This is a genomic window from Cytobacillus sp. S13-E01 (genome assembly GCF_029193815.1).
Lineage (GTDB): Bacteria > Bacillota > Bacilli > Bacillales > Bacillaceae_L > Bacillus_BV.
On the sequence record NZ_JARFVC010000039.1, the window covers coordinates 1 to 15,383 of the forward strand.

General features: G+C 35.6%; 17 protein-coding genes. 3 read left to right on the top strand and 14 right to left on the bottom strand.

Annotation, left to right across the window (positions count from 1 at the left end; translation table 11 throughout):
* Positions 1-595: 595 nt before the first annotated feature.
* A complete protein-coding gene (gene spoIIP, locus PY093_RS18105; RefSeq protein WP_275647215.1) occupies positions 596-1,807 on the bottom strand; it encodes a stage II sporulation protein P in 1,212 nt (403 codons plus the stop codon).
* Positions 1,808-1,898: 91 nt separating this feature from the next.
* A complete protein-coding gene (gene gpr, locus PY093_RS18110; RefSeq protein ID WP_275647216.1) occupies positions 1,899-3,029 on the bottom strand; it encodes a GPR endopeptidase in 1,131 nt (376 codons plus the stop codon).
* 332 nt (positions 3,030-3,361) lie between these two features.
* On the opposite strand from gpr, the gene rpsT reads away from it, so the two are divergent.
* Positions 3,362-3,628: a 30S ribosomal protein S20 gene (gene rpsT / locus PY093_RS18115; RefSeq protein ID WP_275647217.1), complete on the top strand. Its 267-nt coding sequence runs from the start codon at positions 3,362-3,364 to the stop codon at positions 3,626-3,628.
* A gap of 72 nt (positions 3,629-3,700) precedes the next feature.
* Here the strand turns inward: rpsT and holA are convergent, their stop codons facing one another.
* Complete coding sequence (gene holA, locus PY093_RS18120) at positions 3,701-4,738, bottom strand: DNA polymerase III subunit delta (RefSeq protein WP_275647218.1); 1,038 nt, start codon at positions 4,736-4,738, stop codon at positions 3,701-3,703.
* 347 nt (positions 4,739-5,085) lie between these two features.
* Between holA and PY093_RS18125 the strand changes: the two genes are divergently transcribed.
* A complete protein-coding gene (locus tag PY093_RS18125; protein ID WP_275647219.1) occupies positions 5,086-5,220 on the top strand; it encodes a YqzM family protein in 135 nt (44 codons plus the stop codon).
* 142 nt (positions 5,221-5,362) lie between these two features.
* Here PY093_RS18125 and PY093_RS18130 read toward each other — a convergent pair whose 3' ends face one another.
* From PY093_RS18130 to PY093_RS18140, 3 genes are all read right to left on the bottom strand, one after another.
* Positions 5,363-7,669, bottom strand: coding sequence for a DNA internalization-related competence protein ComEC/Rec2 (locus PY093_RS18130; protein ID WP_275647220.1), 2,307 nt, complete (start codon positions 7,667-7,669; stop codon positions 5,363-5,365).
* Between the two features lie 12 nt (positions 7,670-7,681).
* A complete protein-coding gene (locus tag PY093_RS18135) occupies positions 7,682-8,251 on the bottom strand; it encodes a ComE operon protein 2 (protein ID WP_275647221.1) in 570 nt (189 codons plus the stop codon).
* A 75-nt stretch (positions 8,252-8,326) separates the two neighbouring features.
* Positions 8,327-8,974 (bottom strand): helix-hairpin-helix domain-containing protein, encoded by a 648-nt coding sequence (locus tag PY093_RS18140; protein WP_275647222.1) that lies wholly within the window; start codon positions 8,972-8,974, stop codon positions 8,327-8,329.
* 103 nt (positions 8,975-9,077) lie between these two features.
* Here PY093_RS18140 and comER point away from each other — a divergent pair, with 103 nt between their 5' ends.
* Positions 9,078-9,914, top strand: a complete 837-nt coding sequence (gene comER / locus PY093_RS18145; protein WP_275647223.1) for a late competence protein ComER — start codon at positions 9,078-9,080, stop codon at positions 9,912-9,914.
* 81 nt (positions 9,915-9,995) lie between these two features.
* Here comER and PY093_RS18150 read toward each other — a convergent pair whose 3' ends face one another.
* From PY093_RS18150 to PY093_RS18185, 8 genes are all read right to left on the bottom strand, one after another.
* Positions 9,996-10,742: a class I SAM-dependent DNA methyltransferase gene (locus PY093_RS18150; RefSeq protein WP_275647224.1), complete on the bottom strand. Its 747-nt coding sequence runs from the start codon at positions 10,740-10,742 to the stop codon at positions 9,996-9,998.
* The gene (rsfS, locus tag PY093_RS18155) at positions 10,739-11,095 is read right to left on the bottom strand and encodes a ribosome silencing factor (RefSeq protein WP_275647225.1); all 357 of its coding nucleotides are present in this window, start codon (positions 11,093-11,095) and stop codon (positions 10,739-10,741) included. Before rsfS ends, PY093_RS18150 begins: the two co-directional genes overlap by 4 nt.
* 5 nt (positions 11,096-11,100) lie before the next feature.
* A complete protein-coding gene (gene yqeK / locus PY093_RS18160; RefSeq protein WP_275647226.1) occupies positions 11,101-11,670 on the bottom strand; it encodes a bis(5'-nucleosyl)-tetraphosphatase (symmetrical) YqeK in 570 nt (189 codons plus the stop codon).
* Positions 11,648-12,229, bottom strand: coding sequence for a nicotinate-nucleotide adenylyltransferase (locus PY093_RS18165; protein WP_275647227.1), 582 nt, complete (start codon positions 12,227-12,229; stop codon positions 11,648-11,650). The genes yqeK and PY093_RS18165 overlap by 23 nt, the downstream gene beginning before the upstream one ends.
* A gap of 168 nt (positions 12,230-12,397) precedes the next feature.
* Positions 12,398-12,691 carry a ribosome assembly RNA-binding protein YhbY gene (gene yhbY, locus PY093_RS18170; protein WP_275647228.1) on the bottom strand — a complete coding sequence of 98 codons (294 nt, stop codon included), beginning with the start codon at positions 12,689-12,691 and terminating at the stop codon, positions 12,398-12,400.
* Entirely contained in the window at positions 12,685-13,530 is an 846-nt protein-coding gene (gene aroE, locus PY093_RS18175) for a shikimate dehydrogenase (RefSeq protein WP_275647229.1), read from the bottom strand. Before aroE ends, yhbY begins: the two co-directional genes overlap by 7 nt.
* A 27-nt stretch (positions 13,531-13,557) precedes the next feature.
* Positions 13,558-14,664 carry a ribosome biogenesis GTPase YqeH gene (gene yqeH / locus PY093_RS18180; protein ID WP_275647230.1) on the bottom strand — a complete coding sequence of 369 codons (1,107 nt, stop codon included), beginning with the start codon at positions 14,662-14,664 and terminating at the stop codon, positions 13,558-13,560.
* A 4-nt stretch (positions 14,665-14,668) separates the two neighbouring features.
* A complete protein-coding gene (locus tag PY093_RS18185; RefSeq protein WP_275647231.1) occupies positions 14,669-15,184 on the bottom strand; it encodes a YqeG family HAD IIIA-type phosphatase in 516 nt (171 codons plus the stop codon).
* Between the last annotated feature and the right edge of the window lie 199 nt (positions 15,185-15,383).

A 15,383-nucleotide genomic window follows, 5' to 3' on the forward strand; every position in this document is an offset into this window, starting at 1 on the left:
TGGCGCCCGGAGCTAGACACTAAAACTAGGTTCAAATTTTTATACTTTCTTATCTTTTAAGAAAAGCGCAGGGCGCCCGCCTATCGGCGACAAGCATAAGACAAGCCGGCTGGAAGGTTGTTCTTTAACCTTCCGGACGGATTGGCTTATACCATAGAGCCGATGGCGCCCGGAGTTAGACACTAAAACTATGTACAAACTTTTATACTTTCTTATCTTTTAAGAAAAGCGCAGGGCGCCCGCTTATCGGCGACAAGCATAAGACGGTTCCTTTAAGAAGGTGGTTTTTCCTTCTTAAAGGAAATGGCTTATGACCTCGAGTCGATGGCGCCCGGAGCTAGACATTAAAACTAGGTACAAACTTTTATACTTTCTTACCTTTTAAGAAAAGCGCAGGGCGCCCGCCTATCGGCGACAAGCATAAGACGGTTCCTTTAAGAAGGTGGTTTTTCCTTCTTAAAGGAAATGGCTTATGACCTCGAGCCGATGGCGCCCGGAGCTAGACACTAAAACTAGGTACAAATTTTTATCTTTCTTATCTTTTAAGAAAAGCGCAAGGCGCCCGCCTATCGGCGACCCCAGTTATAAAAATAATTTATTGTTTACTCTTGTTTTCTTCAGTTGAACCATTTACTTTTTCGGCTTGCCAGTAATATTCGGCCAATACATCTGCCATTGCTTTTGATGTCCTTCTTAATTCGTCAAAGTTATTATCAACCCCACCGAACTCTACTAGCATTGCATTGGCAGATAAATCTTGGTTGTATTTTCCGTTAAAACCATAGCCGCCTTGTCTAATAATTCCTCTACTTAAGCCTGGATATTTTTTATCAAGTAGATTGTGTAAATCAGTAGCTGTTTTTAAGTTCTTATCAAACTGAGCATTATCATTACCAATTACAAAGGCTATTTTCGCATAATTTTGTCCATTAATTGTCACCGTTGTATCATTTCTTCGCTTTGCATCTCGATGGATATCAATAAAATATTCTAACTCTTTATTACTACTCATTGCACTTTTAACTAACTCACCTGAAGCTTTATATGATTGTGACCAGGCATAGCCTTTTTCTTTTAAGTATTCGGGCATATTTGTTGTGTTTACATCAGACCCGATTCCTAAAGCATTTAATTCTTCTCCTAACATCTCGCTTACTTTTGTAATATTCACCTTAGAGTGTGTTGCATTATTAACGTTACTTGTATCAACACCCTTTAAATGTGGGAAAAAAGATTCATAAGAGTGAGTGTTATAAATATAAGCTACTTTTTTATCACCGGTTGTCATTGCTGGTGGAACAACAGGATTTTCATTTGAAGGCTTGTCCAATTGTTCTAAATTCTGCGTAGCCACTTCTCTTTCAGCTAAAAGCACCTCAAGTGGTGGTGCTGATTCAACGGGCATATTTGTATAGTTAGTACCTTCACCTGGGACGAGAATTTCCCCATCAAAAAACGTAAAACCAGGTAATTCTTTACCAAGTAAACTTCTCGGATCATCAGGATCGATATTTGTTGCAGATTGAAATAGAACTGACGTAAAGTTAGGTTTTATATTTTGATTAGGTACATTTTGGGTAAAATAATGATTTTCAAATCCTAGAAGATAGATTAATGATTCTCCTGATAACTGTTTTGTAATACCGTTAATCGATGATGATGAAATTCGGTATTCTGGTTTTAATGAGGTCATTACACCTGTTATCATAAACGTCATCATTAAGCCTAGGATTAGTAGTATGATTCCTTTTTTAATGCTTGTCCCATGTACTGTAATTATCATTCCATGAGTTTGTAAACCTCTCATAGTGTTCTCCCTCCAAAGCCTGACTATTAGAAGGTATGCACAAACAGGGGAGGTTATTACAAAATAATGGTCTTCTTTTCGACCTTTATTGCTAATGTGTATAGGATCCGTAATTATCCTCATCTACTTCATTATGAAGGGCTGCATTTAATCCACCTGCGATAACATTAGCCATATCTTCTATAAAGACATCTACTTCTTTAGGTGTGACCATTAGGTTATGACCTAGTGGAGCAAGCACCTCATGTATTAGTTTTCGCTTTTCATTATCCTCTAAATTACCAATGATACCCATGAATGTATTTCGATCATTTTCTCCAGGCATGTCATCATCTGTTAATGTTCTTTTTTCACCAAAAGTTAATCCAGCTGGCGCTAATGCTCGTGATGGTCTACCACCTTCACGCATTTCTTTTCCAAAGTGCTTTAAAATAAAGTCTATCGTATCACTTGTTATACTAACTGCATCTACTACAGTCGGAATCCCAATCGCAATGACAGGAATACCCAAGGAATCTTGACTAAGTTCTTTTCTTTTATTACCAACACCAGAACCTGGATGAATTCCTGTATCTGATATTTGAATAGTCGAATTAACCCGTTCAATTGACCTTGAGGCAAGCGCATCAATTGCAATGACAAAGTCCGGCTTTGATTTTTCAATAACTCCCTGAATAATATCACTAGTCTCAATCCCAGTAATCCCCATTACCCCTGGAGAAATAGCACTTACTGAGCGAAAGCCCTCTTGTACATTCTCCGGCTGTAAACTAAATAAATGCCTAGTAACTAAAAGGTTTTCAACTGCAATAGGACCCAGTGCATCAGGTGTAACATTCCAATTACCTAATCCGACAACTAGACAGCTTGCATCTTTTGATATATTTAAATTCTTCATAAACTGACTAAATTCCTTAGCAAACACCTGTTGTACTTTTTTTTGTAGTTCTGAATCTTGTTGGCGTATACCCAGAACCTCTAAGGTAAGATAATTCCCCTTTTTCTTACCTATTGAATTTGCCCCTTCTTCAGTAATTTCAACAGAGGATATTTTAATCCCATCCTCTTCTCTTTCCTTTATTATGACACCTTCAATATCTGTTGAGGCGGTTTCCTTTTTATTTTCTGCCACTCTATTTCGTTCTTCTACAGCCATTTCACGTGCTTCAACCGCTAAATCAGTACGGACCGAATATTTACTTAAATCTAATGGTTCACCCAACTAAATAACCTCCTTAAAAATATACCTTATTATGCTTCCAAAACCGATTACCGACATCGTTTTTACTAGAGTCGCATCACAAATCTTAGTAATACATAGATTATCTATCATTATTCTTATATTCCTATCTTTACCTTTCAATCATATGTTCATTCATTGTTACATCTGAAATGTCAGAAAAGAGAATTGTATTGCAATCTTTACTCTGGTTTGATAGAATATCATTTGTTAATCAGAATTTCATATTATGAATTCTGACCTCATTTAGAACATGAAATGTTACTGAAAGATCGAGTTTATATAACCTCGATACGTCTAGGAGGTGAAAATACATGGCTAATATTAAATCTGCGATTAAACGTGCTAAAACTAGTGAAGAGCGTCGTGCTCATAACGCTACTATTAAATCAGCAATGCGTACTGCTGTAAGAAGTTTTGAAGCTCTTGTTACTAACAATGATGCTGAGAATGCTAAAGCAGCTTACGTTGATGCAGCTAAAAAACTTGATAAAGCAGCTCGTAAAGGACTTATCCATAAAAACGTTGCTAACCGTCAAAAATCTCGTCTAGCAAAAAAATTAAACGAGGTAACTGCATAAATTTATTTCATAAGGTATTTGTCCAAGGTTGCTTGAACGAGTACCTTATATTTATGTCAAAAAAGCGACTCCTCAATGAGAGTCGCTTTTTTTGATATCATTTACCTGCATAATAAATAACTCAAGGATTAATTTCTTATCCATTTTACCGTTCTTTATTTCATAATCGGCTTCAGCTATTCGATTTATGATGTGTAATAATTCCTCACTCGTAAATAGATTTGTTTGACTGGATGCTAGTTTTACACGGAATGGATGAACCTTTATTGTTGTAGCTATTTGTTGTTGCCCATATCCCTGCCTTAATAATTCCTTTACCTGGTAAATCAGTCTAAATTGGGTTGCGAGGAGAGAGAGGATTTTAATTGGCTCTTCATTATTTCTTAGTAAGTCATAAAAAATTCGTAAGGCTTCATCAATTTTTCTATGAACGACCTTTTCAATTAACTCAAAGATATTTTGCTCTAAAGTTCTTGCTACTAATAAACTGACGACATCATGGCTGATATTACCATTTTCACCCACATATAAGGATAATTTGTCAATTTCTTGTGTAATTAACATTAAGTTTGAGCCGGTTAATTGTAGTAATCCTCTTACTGCATCATGATCTATGGTTACCCGAAACGCCTTTATTCTTTCAGCGATCCACTGTGTTAATTCCTTTTCACTTAGGGGGTTTGTCTGTAATACTTCAGCTTTTTGTTTGAGTAATTTTGTGATTTTTTTACGCTCGTCCAGTTTTTCATATGGTGCAATAAACACGACAATCGTATATGGTGCTGGTTCTTTTATGTATTGCTCGAGCCTTTCAATATTATGGATCACTTTCTCTTTTACTTTTTCAGCAGTTAAAAAAAAAGGATTTTTTAATAGTACAATTCTTCTGTCTCCCATAAAAGGCAAGGTTTCCGCATCTTCCAACGCTACCTCAATTGGTGTTTCTTCAAGGTCAAAAATTGCCATATTAAAATCTTTTTCATGATCGGATAGTACTGAGTGTATCAAAATGTCTTTTGTTTCATTTATTAAAAAGGATTCCGTTCCAAATAATAAATACAGTGGTGAGAGGTGATTATTTTTAATCTTTTTCCAAATTTCAAAGTTCATACTTTGCTCTCCCATACTTCTATTGTGAAGTCAGATATACTTCATCTATCGTATAAGGAATTCGATTATATTTCAACCCCATAGCACTATTTTCCGCACTTTTAAACCGCTAAAATTGATTTAGGGAATCGCCCTTCGAAAAGGACAATTCCCAATCTATAGTGAACGTTAACGCATAAGGCCTAGGAATCTTATGTGTTAACGATTATTTTTTCTTCACTATTATGTTCTCCTTTAAATACCGAAGTATTTGTGTAAACTGTTGTCAGTATAGGAAAATGAATACGCTCATGTAGATTTTTTTATCTTTTTAACGTATACTATAATTTGAAATAGGAGGGGTATCAATGAATCAATTTGAAAAGAATGTTCAAAGTAACCGTAATGACGCTATTGACTCTGGAATCGGATTCATTGTTTCATTTGGCTTTTTTGCTACATTGTTTATCATTGCAACTGCGATTAAACTTATTGGCTCTTAGAGGACGGTTACATACTGTCACCATAAGAGACTGCATGCTGCAGTCTCTTTTTCATTTGTTAAGTATAATTTGAACAAAGTTTTGGTGTGTAGCTCCCGAGCGTCCTTTTCATTGCATGTCAGTGATTAAGTATATTTTTATTCTATGGCAGAATCCACTTAAAGGTTCCAAAATCCTTTTTAAACTTATATTGAATGGCTCCATGTAAATCTGTTCTAAATATAATACTATTTTGATCTTCTAAGCGCTTTATTACATCTGGACTTGGATGATTATATCTATTATTCACACCAGCTGAAATAACTGCTATCTTTGGTTTTATTTGGTTTAAAAATTCCTCAGATGATGAAGACCGACTACCATGGTGACCGACTTTTAATACATCAATGCTTAAATTAGGGTATGAATTAACTAGATCCTTTTCTCCTTGCTCCTCCAAATCACCAGTAAATAACCATGTTAGATCTCCTAATGATGTAAGTATGACAATAGAACGGTCATTTTCGGATTGTTCACGTCCGGTTGGAGATAATATTTGGAATGCGAACTCATCCACTACCCACCCGTCAGACCTTTTTACTGTTTTTATCCGTACTTTTTTTTGATAACTTTTTATAAGTAGTTTTTTTTCAAGTTCACTTTCAATTGGTCCATCACCTATAATAAGTTCTAGAACATGTAATTCATCAAGAATTGTCTCCCCATTACCTATATGATCCATATCACCATGTGTGATAATTAACTTATCGATGGTACGAATTCCTTTCGATTTTAAAAAAGGGATGAGAATATCTTTCCCTGTATCAAAGGTTCTTCGCTTTTCCTGCCATGCTTCTTTTTTAAAATTTGATAAACCAGGGCCTGTATCAATTAAATAGTTTCCTTTATTAAATGGTAACTCAATCAAAATGCTATCACCTTGTCCAATATCAATTATTGTGACTTGTCCATATGGATTAAAAAGACTACTATTCAAATCAAATGCAAGAACAACTACTAAACATATTACAGGTCCTGTCATTGACCTGATCTTTTTCGCCTTTTCCCAGTTGACGAACAATGCAATAATAACAATGAGATAGGACATCATTAACCATATATTAGGTCGACCTAGAGTTAATGTGAAGGTAGATAGTGATGAACCGAAAATTGTAATTTCATTTAATAACTGTAGCGCAAAATCGAGAATGGTTAGTAGAATATTACCAATTGGTTCAATAAAAAAGTGTAAGCCCAACGTTAGAATAGCTAGGGGTAGTACGATAATCGAATACACCGGAACAAAAAGTACGTTTAAAGGGATACTAAGAAGGGATATCTCATAGAAGTAATATATCAATATTGGGAGTGAACAAAGCTGTGCAATTGTCGAAACCGTGGCCAATTGAAACAGCCTATTAGTTATTCGCTTTATTATCGTAGAAGAGAGGATAAGCGATAGACTTACGACAAATGATAATTGAAAGCCAACTTCAAAGATATTATATGGATTTGCTAACAGCATGACTAGGAAGGTTATGCTAATTGCATCAATTGGAAGTATTTTCTGCCATCTGATGCAACCTAGCAAAATCATCAACATTAACGAAGCTCGAATGACAGATGGTGCACCTCCAGCTAAAACAACATAAAAGGGTAGCATCAATAGTAATATGTTTGTAGTCGCTTCTCTTGTAAGTCCCATTCTTATCCCAAAATAATAAATCGCCCCAGTTAATAATCCCACATGAAGACCTGAAATTGCCAACAAATGTACCAGTCCTAATGTTTGATAGGAAGCAAGAATATCGACATCTATCTGTTTTCGTTCTCCATATACTAACGCTTGTACTATCCCCTTTGTACCCTCTGGAAAATGAGTATCGATATAGTTTATTCCCGCTTGTCTTATTAGAAGTAATCTTTCATAAATTGTTAGGGATCGCTGGTAGCACTTATCTAAAGGTATTGAATCGGGGCGATAAATCCAGTGTATTTTCTTTTTATATAGATAGTTTTTATAATTGAAAGCATTTAAGTTTCTTGACTCGTTTGGACGAGTAAATTCACCACTAAAGTTACAACTCATTCCAATTTGAAGGTTGGTGAGTGTTTTCTTCTCTGATTCTGATTTAATGGTATAGTTCAACTGCATTTTTTCGTTTGTTGATGTTTTTATTAAGGCTGAGAAAGTATCACCATTCATGTCTGGGGAGGTTATAAATTTTGCTTTTAAAAAGGTGTCAGTTTCAACGTAGGAGGTTTGGTTTTGGAGGTCAAATAACAAATAATAGGCCATAAAAAACAAGATACAAACAGAACATACAAAAACAACTATTTTCGAAAATCGCAAAAACACATATAGTAAAAAAATGAAGGCTAAAATTACGACAAACGGATTGAAAGCCTTATGTACAAGAGTTATTCCGAAAATAGCCGAGATTGATACTAATAGATAGTTCCCTTTCATAACTAACCTTGGTTACACATGCTTGTTGAATAAATTGTTTGCCTGTTCTTGTAAGTCAACCACCCGCTCTTTATCAACCCCACCATCACCAAGTGCACAAAGAAGTTTTTCAACAAACTGTTGTTTTTCCTTCTGTCTATTATCAATTATCATTTCCTTCAGCGCTACTTTTTCTACTTCTACTCCAGCTTTTTTAAATAACTCAATTGCATATGGATGATTTTTATAATCTTCGGCATAATAAACCGCTTTGATACCACTTTGAATAATCGATTTACAACACTGTAAACAAGGAAAATGCGTGATATAGATTTCTGCATCCTCCGTAGGTACTCCAAACTTTGCGCACTGGAGGATAGCATTTATTTCGGCATGAATTGTCCTAACACAATGATTATCAATTACATAACAGCCTTCATCAATACAATGTGTCCCCCCAGTGATAGAACCATTGTAACCGCCCGCAATTATTCGTTTATCGCGTACTATTGTTGCACCTACTGTTAGACGTGTGCACGTGCTTCTAAGTGCAAGTAAATGACTTTGCGCCATAAAATATTGATCCCATGAGATTCTATCCATCTGTTCTTCCCCTTTTCTTTATTGTATTAAAATCAAGTTTATCGAATTATGTTGAATCATGCAATTTTGTTTTTCCTATTTAACAGAAATTTTATCTCTAAACTTTTCAAGTGTTTTTTCTCCTATTCCTGAAATTTGAAGAAGGTCATCTACACTTTTAAACGGTCCATTTCTTTCGCGAAACTCGATAATTGCCATCGCTTTTGCTTCGCCTATCCCTGGTAAGGTTTGTAATTCTACAATTGTTGCTTTATTTATCGAAATTTTCTCGTCCCCTTCAAATTTAGGATCACTTACTAATAATTGTGTTACTTCTCCAACTTCTTCACCTATTTCTGGAACATATACGACCATTTCATCCTCCAATACGGCCGCAAGGTTGACATACTTCATATCAGCTGATGTAGTAACGCCACCAGCTAACTCAATGACATCTTTCACCCGACTTCTGGAATCTATTTCATATACACCCTGCTTAACAACCGCTCCTTTTACATCAACAAATATTGAGGTCACCACTGGCACTTGTTCTTTTTCTGGTTCCTTTTCAACGGCCAATTGATTAGATGTTTGATCTTCCTTACCTATAAGTTCCTCAACACTCAATTGATTTTCAGAAACTGGTTGGCTAAAACCAACTAGGTTATAAAATACAACTGTAGCTAAAATAACCATAATTAAAATCACTGCATTCACTTTTTTGTTTCTTAGATTCCATTCCATTTTTTCTTGGCTCCTTTTGGAAATATTTATAATTACTATTCATAAATAAAGAACAATGTACATATCGTTTATGAGAGAACGTTTGTGAAGGAGGGGACGAAACGTGAACATTGGAATAATAGGTACTGGAAACATGGGGAAGATTTTAATAGAGGCTTTCATTGAATCGGTAGCTGTTCCGCCTTCTAAGCTAACGGTTACAAATCGAACAATTGCAAAGGCAGAAAAGGTAGTGGAGCGCTTTCCTGATGTTAAAGTAGTGGAAACAAGTCAAGAGGTTGTTAATTCATCTGACCTTATCTTTATTTGTGTTAAGCCTTTAGAAATTCTCCCCCTTTTACAACAATTACATTCTGAATTAACCAATTCTAAATGTATTGTTTCAATTACGAGCCCAATATCCGTGAATCAGCTTGAGTCTATCGTAGACTGCCAAGTGGCTAGGGTTGTTCCAAGCATTACAAATCGCGCTTTATCCGGAATATCTTTATTGACTATTGGAGAGAGCTGTAATCAAACATTCAGAAGTTATATTGAAAATTTATTTAACAATATTTCCACAACAGTTCATATAGAGGATAATATTACAAGGGTAGCTTCAGATATTGTGAGTTGTGGGCCTGCATTTTTTAGCTATCTTTTACAAAGGTTTGTTGATGCGGCTGTCAGTGAAACTCAAATTTCAAAAGAGCAAGCAACAGTATTAGCGAGTGGGATGATTATCGGGATGGGGAAGTTACTTGAAAAAGAAATATTCACTTTGCCTACATTACAAGAGAAAGTAAGTGTAAAAGGCGGTGTAACGGGTGAAGGTATCAAAGTATTGGAAGCAGAGGTCGGTGAAATGTTTGAACATTTAATCCATAAAACACATGATAAACATTATCAAGATATTGACGAAGTTAGAAAACAATTTGAAGGGGCTAAACGTCTATCATAATTAATAATTCGTGAGCTTTTAAAGAAATCCTGCTTCGCCAAAAAAAAAATTTAAATAAGTTGGGGAGACCGTTCCCCCAACTTATTTTTTTACTGTAAATAAAATTCTTTCTGACTGAGTAGATAATGGCGAATTAAAATCTGCCGAAATTTCTAGGATGGTAAACCCTGCATTAGAGAGCCATGTTTTATAATCATCAACTGGAAAGGTACGTTGCTCATGAACCTCATCATACCGAATGTATTCAGAATTCTCGTCCTTTTTAACAAAAAATGATAAATCATGTTCAACACTGTAAGGGTACTGACCAGGATAGCAATTCCAAATAAAGCTAATGTCTTCATCATTGCTAACAAATGTTTGATCCATGAAAATATGTTCCATTTTATAGATGGAATGGATATCAAACATAAACAATCCACCTAGAACTAATTGATCAAATACCCGCTGGAAAGTTTGTTGCACTTCTTCACTTGAAGGCAAATAGTTTAAAGAGTCACAAAAGATAATAATGACATCAAATGGATCATGTCCAGCGAGTTCAGCCATGTTTTGCTGATAAAAGCTGATAGATTTATTCGACGACATTGCTTTCGCTTGTGCTACTGATAACATATCCTCAGAAAGATCGATGCCAGTCACATCATATCCCTCTTTTGCAAGCCTGACGGATAGTTCTCCAGTACCACATGCTAGATCAAGAACCCGTAATTGCTCTTTATTTACCTCGTTTTTTTGTAACATTTCCTTTATGAAAGTGATCCATTGACTGTAGTCAATATCTCTCATTAAATCATCATAAAGATAAGCGAATTGCTGATAGCTCATTCACTTAACTCATTTTGGATATTTTCTATAGGCGCATCTCCCCATAGCTTTTCCAACTTATAGTACCCACGTTCTTCTTTATAAAACACGTGTGCAACAACATCTCCCAAGTCTATCAATATCCATCTTGCTTCATCAAACCCCTCTAACCGCTTTACATTTAAGCCACTTTCTTCAGCCTTATCTTTAATTTCACGTGCAATCGCTTGAACTTGTTTCTCCGAATTACCATGGCATATTAAAAAATAATCTGCCACAAGGGATAGGCCTTTCATATTGAGAGCCAAAATATCCTCAGCTCTTTTATCATCCGCAGCTTTTACTGCAATTGTAAGTATGTCTCTTTCTTTCATTCAGGTCACTCCTCCTTTTGATGTATAACAAGTGCGTTATATGTTAAGAACGTATCAGGATATATAGATTGGTTTTTCTTCATTAAAAATAAAATCGTATTTTTTATTGATTGAATCAGAGCGTCATCTAAATCTTGCTTCGCCATGTCTCGAACCTCATCAACACCTGGAAAATGGCGGCCTGGCTCAATATAATCAGCCAAGTAGATTACTTTCTCTAGAAGCGTCATATTAATTCTTCCGGAAGTATGATATTTAATTGCGTCCAATATCTCAGCATCTTTAATGCCTACTTCACTTTGTACAAGAAAGGCACCTACTGGAGCATGCCATAGTTCACTGTTAAAATATAATAATTCCCTTGGCATCTGTTGTTCGATGATAATTTCTTTCATTTCACTTTTGGGTCGAAATTTAGCATAATCATGAAAAATAGCGGATAACTCTGCTTTTTTTTCGTCTGCTCCATACCTATTAGCTAGTTCTATTGCTGTTTCCATCACTCCAATAGTATGGATATAGCGGTGTTCTGTAAGTTGTTTCTGTACAATCTCAAGAGCCTGCTTGCGGTCCATATAAGCTCTTCTCCTCTATATAGTGTTTTACTGTTTCCGGAAGTAAATACATCGTACTTCTTCTTTCTTTAAATCTTTTTCTAAGCATTGATGATGATACATCAAATTGAGGTGCCTCTACTGGGGTGACATCATATTTAGTAGCAAATGTAAACCCTGGTCGTTTGATCCCAACAAAATTCACGACTTTAACCAACTCATCAATGTTATACCAATTAGGTAAATATTCGACCATATCCGCACCAATGATGAAATAAAAATGAATATCTGGGTTATGTTCTTTTAAAATCCTCATTGTTTCATATGTATAGGACGGACCATCTCTCTCTAATTCTATCCTTTGTAATTTAAAGCTAGGATTATTCGATATTGCTAACGATAACATTTTCACGCGGTCCTCATTGTTTGTTAGATCCGCGCTTTTTTTATGAGGTGGAATATTTGTAGGCATAAACCATATTTCATCCAAATTCAAAGCATGTAAGACCTCATTAGCTATTAGCAAATGGCCATTATGTGGCGGGTCAAATGTTCCTCCAAGGATTCCTATACGCTTCATTCTTGTTATTCCCCCATCTAAAGAAATGCGCAGGGCGCCTGCTTATCGGCGACAAGCATAAGACGAGCCCTGACTGAAGGCGCTTTTTGCCTTCGGGAAGGGATTGGCTTATACCATAGAGCCGATGGCGCCCGGAGCTAGACACCAAAACTAAATGAATATCCCTTTTTATCGTGGTAGTTGCAGTTGTTTATTTTCTTTTGATTCTTTGTATAAGACAATTGTATTGCCAATTACCTGTACAAGTTCTGCTTTTGCACCTTTACTTAGGCGCCCCGCAACATTATCTTTATCTTCTTCGCAATTTTGTAAAACACTTACCTTGATAAGTTCTCGTGCTTCAAGAGCAATATCAATTTGCTTAACCATATTTTCTGTTACTCCACCTTTGCCAACTTGAAAAATCGGATCTAAATGATGTGCCTTTGCACGTAAATAGCGTTTTTGCTTCCCTGTTAGCATTCTGTGTGTCCTCCTAGTTTATTTATCACAAGCTGCTCCATTCGATTTACATCAGGAAATTGCCCAGTCCACTTATGGAATGCCAGCGCTCCTTGGTTTACAAACATCCCTACTCCATTTAAAGTTACTGCCCCCCGCCTTGCGGCTTCTATTAAAAAGGAAGTTTGTAGGGGATTGTATATTATATCACTTACAACTGTATGTGGTAATAATTTATTTAAAGATAAAGGAATATTATCAATATTAGGGTGCATCCCTACTGATGTGGTGTTAATAATAACATCATATTGTTGAATGTTCTCTTCTGCTTCTTTTAATGAGAGCGCCGATCCTTTTAGCTTGAACTGGCATTCAGATCTTAACTGTGAGGCTGATGTAAGGGTACGATTACTTACATCGATATTCGGAGCTCCCTTTGCAGCTAGTGATATTAAAATGGCTCTAGCAGCTCCACCTGACCCAATGATTAATATTTTAGTATCTGATAATGATTTGGTTATTACTGTCTCTAAAGACTTAATAAAACCATCACCATCCGTATTATAGCCAATCAGCTTACCATTATTATTAATGACAGTATTAACAGCACCGATATTAAGTGCAATGTCATCGATTTCATCTAAATATCTCATAATGGAAACCTTATGTGGAATAGTTACATTAAAACCCTCTATATTAAGTGCTTTTAATCCGATAACAGCATTCCCTAAATTTTCTGCCTCAACATGAAAAGCATGATAATAACCATCGATACCATAGTAGGTAAATAGGTCATTATGCATCTCTGGTGACATTGAGTGTTCTACTGGACATCCTAATAAACCATACAGCTTTTTCAAGTCTCTCTCACCCACACTGATTAATATTTATATTAGTGATCTTCTGATAACAACCCCCACACCTTTTGGGACATGTGCAACGATTTTAACATTAGGTTCATTAACAGTAACCCACCCTAATCCTGAAAATACGATATCAGTTTTAGCTTCCTTTATCATATACTCATGAGCAATTAATTTCGGAAAAACTTCAACTTCATCTTTTCGTGGTGGGCTAAGTAACTCACCCACATGATTTTCATACAGTTCATCAGCCTTATCAAGCTTAGTCCGATGGATAGTTAACTCATTTGAAAGATGACAAACAAAAGATTGCTTTCCACCACTAACAAAATCAAACCTAGCTAGTCCCCCAAAAAATAGGGTTTGACCTTCATTTAACTGAAACACTTTTGGCTTAATCTCTTTTTTAGGAGTAATTGTTTTTAAATCTTGTTTACCAACATAGTGAGCCATTTGATGATGATTAATAATTCCAGGTGTATCGATTAATGATGCACCATTATCTAATGGTATCTCTATTAAATCTAATGTAGTACCAGGAAAATGCGAGGTGGTTATTACATCCTCTTCACCACTAAAGTCCTTAATAATACGATTAATAAATGTCGATTTACCTACATTCGTACAGCCGACTACGTAAACATCCTTACCATCACGATAAGAATCTATTGCCTCTGCAACCGTATCAATCCCAACCCCTTTAGCGGCGCTTATAAGGAAAACATCCACTGGATTTAATCCAAGTTCTTTAGAGGACTGTTTCATCCAGTTTATTAATTTATTGTGTTTTACAGACTTAGGCAACAAATCTACTTTATTACCGACAAGTAGTATCTTGTTATTACCGACAAATCTATGTAAACCTGGTAACCAACTTCCATTAAAATCGAAGATATCGACAATCTTTATAATTAAGGAATCTGTCTGACCTAATCCATCCAAAATCTTTAAAAAATCATCATCTGTTAATGAAACATCTTGTACTTCGTTATAATGCTTTAACCGAAAACACCGTTGACATATAATTTGTTCTTTTTCTAATGCAGATTTTGGAGCATAGCCTAACTTATCCTGTTCTTCTGTTTGTATTACAACTCCACATCCAACACATGATACATCATGTAATTCCACTTATTTATTCCTCCCAATATAACATACCTTTACGTTTCATCCACGTAAGTAATCTGCGTTCGATTCTACGATTAATCCTTGTAAAAAAGCCGTCTGTTTGTGCGACAGGTACGACTAATATTGTATGTAAACCGCTTCTGTTACCACCCAAAACATCAGTTAGGAGTTGGTCCCCTATAACAACAATTTCCTCTGACTTTAAATTCATTTCCATTACTGCTTTTCTAAACGCTTTTACCATAGGCTTTCTAGCTTCAAAAATAAACGGTATTTCAAGTGGATCAGAAAAAGCCTTTACCCTTTGTTCAATATTATTTGACACTATGGTAACCATGATTCCTTCATTTTTCATTAATCTAAACCACTCAATTAATTGCGGGGTTGCACTTTTGCGATCCCACTCAACAAGGGTATTATCTAAATCCGTTATAATTCCTTTTATTCCCCGTGCTGCTAACTTTTTTGGCGAAATATCAAATATACTTTTAACGTGTTCATCCGGTAGAAAATGCTTAAGCACCTGTGAAACCCACCCCATATTGTTTTATTTATGATAGTTAATCTTTTTTCCGTAAAATAATAAACATTCGTATTCTTGAAAATCGAACTAATGTGCAATTATCATCATATCGAACTTTTGTCAAACTTTCAAAATAAATGACAAAATTCGTTAGTATTTGCAATTATCAACCAACTAAAATATTGCTTCTAACCATTTA

What these genes read in the sequence shown, in the direction of transcription:
- spoIIP (WP_275647215.1), bottom strand. Translation starts at nt 1,807, where the DNA reads ATGAGAGGTTTACAAACTCATGGAATGATAATTACAGTACATGGGACA.
- rpsT (WP_275647217.1), top strand. Translation starts at nt 3,362, where the DNA reads ATGGCTAATATTAAATCTGCGATTAAACGTGCTAAAACTAGTGAAGAG.
- holA (WP_275647218.1), bottom strand. Translation starts at nt 4,738, where the DNA reads ATGAACTTTGAAATTTGGAAAAAGATTAAAAATAATCACCTCTCACCA.
- PY093_RS18125 (WP_275647219.1), top strand. Translation starts at nt 5,086, where the DNA reads ATGAATCAATTTGAAAAGAATGTTCAAAGTAACCGTAATGACGCTATT.
- PY093_RS18130 (WP_275647220.1), bottom strand. Translation starts at nt 7,669, where the DNA reads ATGAAAGGGAACTATCTATTAGTATCAATCTCGGCTATTTTCGGAATA.
- PY093_RS18135 (WP_275647221.1), bottom strand. Translation starts at nt 8,251, where the DNA reads ATGGATAGAATCTCATGGGATCAATATTTTATGGCGCAAAGTCATTTA.
- PY093_RS18140 (WP_275647222.1), bottom strand. Translation starts at nt 8,974, where the DNA reads ATGGAATGGAATCTAAGAAACAAAAAAGTGAATGCAGTGATTTTAATT.
- PY093_RS18150 (WP_275647224.1), bottom strand. Translation starts at nt 10,742, where the DNA reads ATGAGCTATCAGCAATTCGCTTATCTTTATGATGATTTAATGAGAGAT.
- rsfS (WP_275647225.1), bottom strand. Translation starts at nt 11,095, where the DNA reads ATGAAAGAAAGAGACATACTTACAATTGCAGTAAAAGCTGCGGATGAT.
- yqeK (WP_275647226.1), bottom strand. Translation starts at nt 11,670, where the DNA reads ATGGACCGCAAGCAGGCTCTTGAGATTGTACAGAAACAACTTACAGAA.
- PY093_RS18165 (WP_275647227.1), bottom strand. Translation starts at nt 12,229, where the DNA reads ATGAAGCGTATAGGAATCCTTGGAGGAACATTTGACCCGCCACATAAT.
- yhbY (WP_275647228.1), bottom strand. Translation starts at nt 12,691, where the DNA reads ATGCTAACAGGGAAGCAAAAACGCTATTTACGTGCAAAGGCACATCAT.